Below are 7125 nucleotides of genomic sequence, written 5' to 3' on the forward strand. Positions count from 1 at the left end.
GCCTTCGCGATTTGGCGGTCCGCACGCGGTTCTGGCAGCAGCCGCCACCGGAAGGGAGAGACATGCGCTTTTTGCGTCAGAGTTTGATGGGGCTTTTCCTGGCCTCGCTGACGGCGGCCTTGCTGCTTTATGCGGGCCAGCTGGTCTTTGGCGCCATCGAGGCGCAGCTGAACGCGGAGCGCAAGGCCCCGCCGTCGCGTGAACGGGTGTTTGCGGTCAACGTGGTGACCGCGGACCTACAGACGGTAGCACCGGAGCTGACGGCCTTTGGCCGGGTCGAAAGCCGCCGCACACTGGAGTTGCGCACTGCCGCAGGCGGCCGGGTGGTGCAGCTGTCTGAAGATTTCGAGGAAGGCGGCGCGGTCCGGGCGGGCGAGGTGCTTGTGCAAGTCGACCCGGCGGATGCCCAGGCGGCGCTGGACCGGGCCGAGGCGGACATGATGGATGCCCGCGCCGAAGAACGTGACGCGGGCCGGGCGCTCATTCTTGCGCAAGACGAACTTCAGGCCACGCAGGACCAGGCGCAGCTGCGCACGCGTGCCTTCCAGCGGCAGGTGGACTTGCAGGAGCGCGGTGTCGGCACCGCTGCCACTGTGGAAACTGCCGAATTGGCTGCAGTGCAGGCCCGCCAGGCGGTGATCTCGCGCCGCCAGGCCGTCAGCCAGGCAGAAGCCCGCGCCGATCAGGCCGCGACCCGGGTGGCCCGGGCGAAGATCGCGCTGGATGAAGCCCGGCGGGAGCTGGAGGATACCACCATCCGCGCAGGCTTCAGCGGCACGCTTCAGTCTGTCAGCCTGGTGCAGGGACGGCTGGTCTCTGCCAATGAGAAACTGGCGGAGCTGGTGGACCCTGACCTGCTGGAAGTGGCGTTCCGGGTCTCCACCGCACAATATGCCCGGCTGCTGGACGGCGGCGGGCAGCTTTTGCGGTCGGCTGTGCGGGTCACATTGGATGCAGCGGGTGCGGGTCTTGGCGCGAAGGGCCGGATTTCCCGCGCCAGCGGTGCTGCTGGGGACGGGCAGACTGGACGGCTGATCTATGCGAGTCTGGAGGCCGCGCCGGGATTCAAGCCCGGTGATTTCGTCACCGTGCATGTGACAGAGCCAGAGGTCCGGGCTGTTGCGCGGGTTCCGGCCTCGGCGCTGGGCGCGGACGGCACGGTGCTGGTGCTGGACGCTGAGGACCGGCTGGAGGCGCTGGCGGTGGAGCTTGTGCGCCGCCAGGGCGATGACGTGCTGATCCGCGGCTCCGGACTGGAAGGCCGCGAGGTTGTCTCCGGGCGGACGCCTTTGCTGGGGCCGGGCATCAAGGTGCGCCCCCTGCGCCAAGGCGCAGAGGTGCAGGCGCTGCCGGAGCTGATCGAGCTGACGGACGAGCGCCGCGCCCGGCTGGTTGCGCTGGTTGAAGGCAACAGCAGGATGCCCTCCGAGATGAAGGCCAGGATGCTGCAGCAGCTGGCTGAGGCGAAAGTGCCCGCGCAGCTGGTCTCCCGGATCGAATCCCGGATGGGAGGCTAAGGCCCATGGCCCGCAAGCTCCCCCGGCCGGCCCGCGGGCTGTTCAGCTATTTCACCCGCCACCGCACAGCGGCCAATCTGCTGTTGCTGATCATGCTGGTGCTGGGGGCGGTGGCGATGCCCAATATGCGGGCGCAGTTCTTTCCGGATGTGATTGTGGAACGGGTGACGGTCCGGGTCGAATGGGAAGGCGCCGGGCCGGAGGACGTGGACAGCGCTATTGTTCAGGTGCTGGAGCCCGCGCTGCTGGCTGTTGACGGGGTGGAGGAAACCTCCTCCATCTCCCGCGAGGGGCTGGCAACGCTGACGCTGGAATTCGAGCCTGGCACGGACATGGGGCAGGCCGCCGACGATGTGCAGGCCGCCGTGGACGGCGTCACCACCCTGCCGGAGGAGGCGGAGGAGCCCAAGGTGCGCCGCGGCGCCTGGCGCGACCGGGTGACGGATGTTGTGATCACCGGGCCGGTCGGCCCGGGGCAGCTGGGTCTTTTTGCGGATGAACTGGTGGTGCGGCTGTTCGAGGCCGGGGTCACCCGCACCACGATCCGCGGCGTGGCCGCGCCGCAGACCATCGTCGAGGTGCCGACCGCCAAGCTGATCACCCATGACATCACCATGCGCGAAATTGCCGAGGCCATCGCGGCAGAAGTGGACGCTGATCCCGCGGGCGACGTAAGCGGTGCAAATGCGCGGGTGCGCACGGGCAGCGAAAAGCGCAAGCCCAGCGAGCTGGAGGCCATCGTTCTGCGCACCAATCCGGACGGGTCGGTACTGACCATCGGCGATGTGGCGCAGATCCGGGTCGAGGGCGTGGACCGCAACCGCTCTTACTTCGTGGAGGATAACCCGGCGATGTCGATCCGGGTGGACCGGTCGGATCAAGGCAACGCCATCCGCCTGCAGAATCAGGTGCGGGAGGTGGTGGCAGAGATGCAGGCCAGCCTGCCGCAGGGGGTGACGGCGCAACTGATCCGCACCCGGGCAGAGCGGATCACCGACCGTCTGGATATCCTGGTCGACAATGGGCTGATGGGGCTTGGGCTGGTGCTGTGCCTGTTGTTCCTCTTCCTCAACACCCGCATCGCCTTCTGGGTGGCCGCAGGTATTCCTGCTTCGATGTTTGCCGCCGTGGCGCTGATGTATGCCGCGGGGATCACCATCAACATGGTCAGCCTGTTCGGTTTGATCATCACCCTTGGTATCGTGGTGGATGACGCCATCGTGGTGGGCGAACATGCGGATTTCCGGGTTCGCCGGCTGGGCGAAAGCCCGATGCAGGCAGCGGAAAACGCCGCACGGCGCATGGCAATGCCGGTCTTTGCAGCAACTCTCACCACCATCATCGCCTTCTTCGGGCTGACCCTCGTGGGCGGCCGGTTCGGCGAGCTGATCCGCGATATTCCCTTTACGGTGATCGCGGTGCTGGCGGCCTCGCTGGTTGAATGTTTCCTGATCCTGCCTAACCATCTGGCCCATGCCCTGACCCATGCCCAGGCGCACCATTGGTACGACTGGCCGAACCGGATGGTTAACCGTGGCTTCCGCTGGCTGCGGGATCATGCCTTCCGCCCGCTTATGGGCGTGATTGTCACCGCTCGCTACGCGGTGCTGGCCGCGGCGCTGGCAATCCTGGCCAGCCAGGCCGCGCTGTTCATCCGCGGCGATGTGCAATGGCGCTTTTTTAACGCGCCGGAACGCGGCTCTGTCACCGGCAATTTCGCCATGACGGAAGGCGCCACCCGCAGCGATACCCTCGCCATGATGCGCGGGATGCAGCGGGCTGCCGAAGAACTGGGGGCCGAATACGCGGAACGCTATGGCCGCAATCCTCTGGACTTTGTGATGGCAGAGGTGGGCGGAAATGCCGGCCGCGGCCTGAGCGGGGTGGAGGCCAAGGACAAGGATCTCCTCGGGGGGATCTCAATTGAGCTGATCGACGCCGACCTGCGCCCTTACTCCAGTTTTGCCTTTGTTGCGGAATTGCAGGAGCGTGTGGTGCGCCACCCGATGGTTGAGACGGTCTCCTTCCGCAGCTGGCGGTCGGGGCCGGGCGGCGACGCGCTGGACGTGCAAATCTCAGGCCCCAGCGTGCAGGTTCTGAAAGAGGCCTCTGAGGATCTGAAAACTGCGCTTCTGCGCTTCCCCGAGGTCTCGGCGGTCGAGGACAATCTCGCCTATGACAAGGAGGAGGTGATCCTCGATCTCACCCCGCAGGGGCAGGCGCTGAACTTCACCATCGGCAGCCTGGGCGAGGCGCTCCGCGCGCGGTTGAACGGGATTGAAGCCGCGACCTATCCGGATGGCCCGCGCAGTGCTGCGATCCGGGTGGAACTGCCCGAGGGCGAGCTGACCGCCGATTTCCTGGAACGCACCCTGATGCGGGCGCCCAGTGGCATCTACGTGCCGCTGGCCGATATCGTCTCCGTTACTCAGCGCACTGGTTTTTCCACCGTGCGTCGGGAGAACGGCATCCGGGTGATCAGCGTGACCGGAGACATTTCCGAGGATGATCCGGCCCGTGCAGAAGCGGTTACCAAGGCTTTGCAGAACGAGATCCTGCCGAAGATTGCCAGCGAGCGGCAGGTGGAATGGCGCCTCTCGGGTCTGGCGGAGCAGGAGCAGACCTTCCTGCAGGAAGCGGGTACGGGGCTGATCCTCTGCCTCACCGGTATCTACCTTGTACTGGCCTGGATCTTTGCCAGCTGGACCCGGCCGCTGGTGGTAATGGCGATCATTCCCTTTGGCCTCGTCGGCACCATCTGGGGCCACTATGTATGGGAGGTGCCGCTGTCGATGTTCACAGTGGTGGGCCTGCTGGGAATGACCGGGATTATCATCAATGATTCCATCGTGCTGGTCACCACCATCGACCAATACGCCCGGGACCGCGGCCTGATCCCCTCGATCATCGATGCGGCGGCAGACCGGCTGCGACCGGTGATGCTGACCACTATGACCACAGTGCTGGGACTGGCGCCCTTGCTGTTTGAGCGTTCGCAGCAGGCGCAATTTCTGAAGCCGACGGTGATCACCCTGGTCTATGGGCTGGGCTTTGGCATGTTCCTGGTGCTGCTGGTGGTGCCTGCGCTGGTGGCAATGCAGCGCGACCTGTCGCGGCCGCTCACCTCGCTGCGCCGCGCGCTGCGGCAGGGGGCCGGGCGGTTGCGCTGGCTGGTTCTGGGTACTGCGCTAGCGCAACTGGGCTGGCTGGTGCTGACGCTGGGCTGGGCCATCGCATCCGGTGCGCTTCATCCCCTGTTGCGGGAGGTTTCCGCGCTGGCGTCAATGGAGCCGGTGCGGGCGGGGCTGCTGGCTTTCCTCGCAGGTGCTTTTACCCTGGCGTTGCTGGCCTATGCAGCGGGCGGGATCGCTTACCTGTTCAGCGCCCGCCAGCGGGCCTGAGCCAGCCGCGCCACCTCGCCGACCTGGTCCAGCAGCTGCAGCCCGCGGGCCTCGATCTCAGTGACGGGCACCCACTCCGCCTGTTCGGCATCATCATCCGGCTGGGGCTCACCGCTCAGATACCTGCACAGGACAACAGTCAGCAGATACTGGCGCTGCACTGTGCCAGCCGCATCGTGCGAAATGACATCCACATTGGTCAGATATTCCAGCGGTTCCGCCAGGACGCCGGTCTCCTCCTGCAACTCGCGCGCAGCAGCCTGCAGGGCGGTCTCGCCCAGCTCCACATGGCCGCCGGGAAAACCCCACCAGCCAGCGTTGGGCGCCTTGCCGCGCTGCACCAGGATCACATGATCCTGCCCGCCAGAATGGCGGCAGACCACGGCAATGGTGCCTAGAACCGGGCGGGCAGGGCCGTCAGCTGCGCTCATCCGGCGCTGCAGCCCTGAATATCAACCGCGCGGTTTTCCCCCAGCACTGTGATCCGCAGCCGCGAACGGTCAATAGCATAGGCGCTGCTGTCAGCGGGCAGAAACTCCGTCTCTGCCACCAGCTGCCCGCCCTCGCGCCGGGTGGTGGTTTCACCGGCATAAAGCTTGGGGTTGCCTGGTTCGATCACCGCAACCTCCTCGCCGCCGGCAGAGGGCATCGAGATCCGCGCGGTGACCGTCATCCCGTACTCCGACGGCCGCAGGCTGCACGCCGCCTTGCGCACGCCGGCTTCTGCGGCCGACCAGGGGCGGCTCGCCAACGCGGCGGCAATTGCCGGATTGCGGCCTGCGCTGCTGTCCAGCTCATGGTCGAATTTCAGCTCGGCCGGCACGCAGACATCCTTGCACACCCCCAGCTGCATCCGCCCCTTCAGGCGCACAGGTTTGCCGGGCTGCTCGGGCGTGACCTCCACAGGCAGCACCAGCTGGTCATGATAGCCTATGGTGCGGTAGCCAGAGGTCAGGAAAACCTCTGGCGACGGCCAGGTGATCGACAAGGCGCCGACGTTTCGCGCTCCGCGCCAGGAAAAGCTGGGCGGGATGCCCGCATCGCCGGGCGCACGCCAATAGGTCTTCCACCCGGGCTGCAGCGTGATCTTCAGCGCCCCGATATAGGTGCCGCTTTCGGTCATGCCGCCGTCCAGCACGTCGATCTTCACAATCTCGCCTTCAACAGCGCCGGAGTAGGCCGGGACGGCGGCGGCGATCACAGCAGCGAAGGCTGCAGCAGGTCTGGTCAGCATCTGTGTCATACCCTGATAGATGCGCCGTGCCAGGCGGTTTGCCAAGTCACGTTCCGGTCATTCTTTTCGGTGGCCGCCCGGATGCTGCAGCTTTACGGCAATTTTACCGGAGGCTTCACCGGACTGCGCCCTTGCGCCCCTTGCGTGCAGGGCGGGGGGGCGTCATGGTGGGGGGAGGCAGCAGAAAGACGGTACTTCATGGATCTGACTGGCAAGCTCTTGATTGCAATGCCCGGAATCGGCGACCCAAGGTTCGAGCACTCGGTGGTTTTCCTGTGTTCTCACGGCGAAGAGGGTGCGATGGGGCTGATCGTCAACAAGCCGGCCGACGGGGTGGCGCTGGGCGATCTGCTGGAGCAGCTGGATATGGGCGGCGACGGCAGCGCCGCGGCGGCCCTGCCGGTGCGCTTCGGCGGTCCGGTCGAAACGCAGCGCGGCTTTGTGCTGCATTCTCCGGACTACGAATCGGATGTGAGCTCGCTGAAGGTGCCGGGCGGGTTCTCCATGACGGCCACGCTGGATATTCTGGAGGACATTGCCCAGGGGCAGGGGCCGGAGCAGCTGCTGGTGCTTCTGGGCTATGCCGGTTGGGGTCCGGGGCAGCTGGAATCGGAGATCACCATGAACGGCTGGCTGACCGCCGATGCCAGCCCGGAACTGGTCTTTGGGCTGGCGGATGACAGCAAGTGGGAAGCGTCGCTGAAAACATTGGGCGTTGACCCACTGACGCTGTCCGCCAGTGCCGGCCACGCCTGAGGAGGTCCTGAGGGGGGCATCGTTTGGCAAAGGGCGTGTTCTCCCGCCCTTTGTGCCAGTCATCCGAGATGACCGGAAAAAGGTTGGGCGTGGCGCCGCGCAGATGCGCGGCGGGCCTCCGGCGGGAGTATTTCATACCAGAAAGAAGCAACAGAGGGCCGCATCTGCAGATGCCGCCGCCGGTGATGTTTCCCGGGCCTGTCTCTTCTCCACATCT

Annotated in this window: 5 protein-coding genes; 3 read left to right on the forward strand and 2 right to left on the reverse strand. The window is 65.9% G+C overall.

Features of this window, described 5'->3' with window-relative positions; all coding sequences use genetic code 11:
• Positions 1-62 precede the first annotated feature (62 nt).
• Positions 63-1517, forward strand: a complete 1455-nt coding sequence (locus ACXAHG_RS19485) for an efflux RND transporter periplasmic adaptor subunit (protein ID WP_475041455.1) — start codon at positions 63-65, stop codon at positions 1515-1517.
• Positions 1518-1522: 5 nt separating this feature from the next.
• Positions 1523-4918, forward strand: coding sequence for an efflux RND transporter permease subunit (locus ACXAHG_RS19490; RefSeq protein ID WP_475060004.1), 3396 nt, complete (start codon positions 1523-1525; stop codon positions 4916-4918).
• Here the strand turns inward: ACXAHG_RS19490 and ACXAHG_RS19495 are convergent.
• Both ACXAHG_RS19495 and ACXAHG_RS19500 read right to left on the reverse strand, forming a co-directional pair.
• Complete coding sequence (locus ACXAHG_RS19495; protein WP_475041459.1) at positions 4888-5349, reverse strand: NUDIX hydrolase; 462 nt, start codon at positions 5347-5349, stop codon at positions 4888-4890. The genes ACXAHG_RS19490 and ACXAHG_RS19495 overlap by 31 nt on opposite strands.
• Positions 5346-6161, reverse strand: a complete 816-nt coding sequence (locus tag ACXAHG_RS19500; RefSeq protein WP_475045233.1) for a protein-disulfide reductase DsbD domain-containing protein — start codon at positions 6159-6161, stop codon at positions 5346-5348. The genes ACXAHG_RS19495 and ACXAHG_RS19500 overlap by 4 nt, the downstream gene beginning before the upstream one ends.
• Before the next feature lie 189 nt (positions 6162-6350).
• Here ACXAHG_RS19500 and ACXAHG_RS19505 point away from each other — a divergent pair, with 189 nt between their 5' ends.
• The gene (locus tag ACXAHG_RS19505) at positions 6351-6908 is read left to right on the forward strand and encodes a YqgE/AlgH family protein (protein WP_475060007.1); all 558 of its coding nucleotides are present in this window, start codon (positions 6351-6353) and stop codon (positions 6906-6908) included.
• The last annotated feature ends 217 nt before the right edge of the window (positions 6909-7125 follow it).

It is taken from the genome of Leisingera sp. ABD4_442 (assembly GCF_056160905.1).

Excerpts from the sequence above, each read along its gene's own strand:
- ACXAHG_RS19495 (WP_475041459.1), bottom strand. The coding sequence starts at position 5,349 with ATGAGCGCAGCTGACGGCCCTGCCCGCCCGGTTCTAGGCACCATTGCC.
- ACXAHG_RS19490 (WP_475060004.1), top strand. The coding sequence starts at position 1,523 with ATGGCCCGCAAGCTCCCCCGGCCGGCCCGCGGGCTGTTCAGCTATTTC.
- ACXAHG_RS19505 (WP_475060007.1), top strand. The coding sequence starts at position 6,351 with ATGGATCTGACTGGCAAGCTCTTGATTGCAATGCCCGGAATCGGCGAC.
- ACXAHG_RS19485 (WP_475041455.1), top strand. The coding sequence starts at position 63 with ATGCGCTTTTTGCGTCAGAGTTTGATGGGGCTTTTCCTGGCCTCGCTG.
- ACXAHG_RS19500 (WP_475045233.1), bottom strand. The coding sequence starts at position 6,161 with ATGACACAGATGCTGACCAGACCTGCTGCAGCCTTCGCTGCTGTGATC.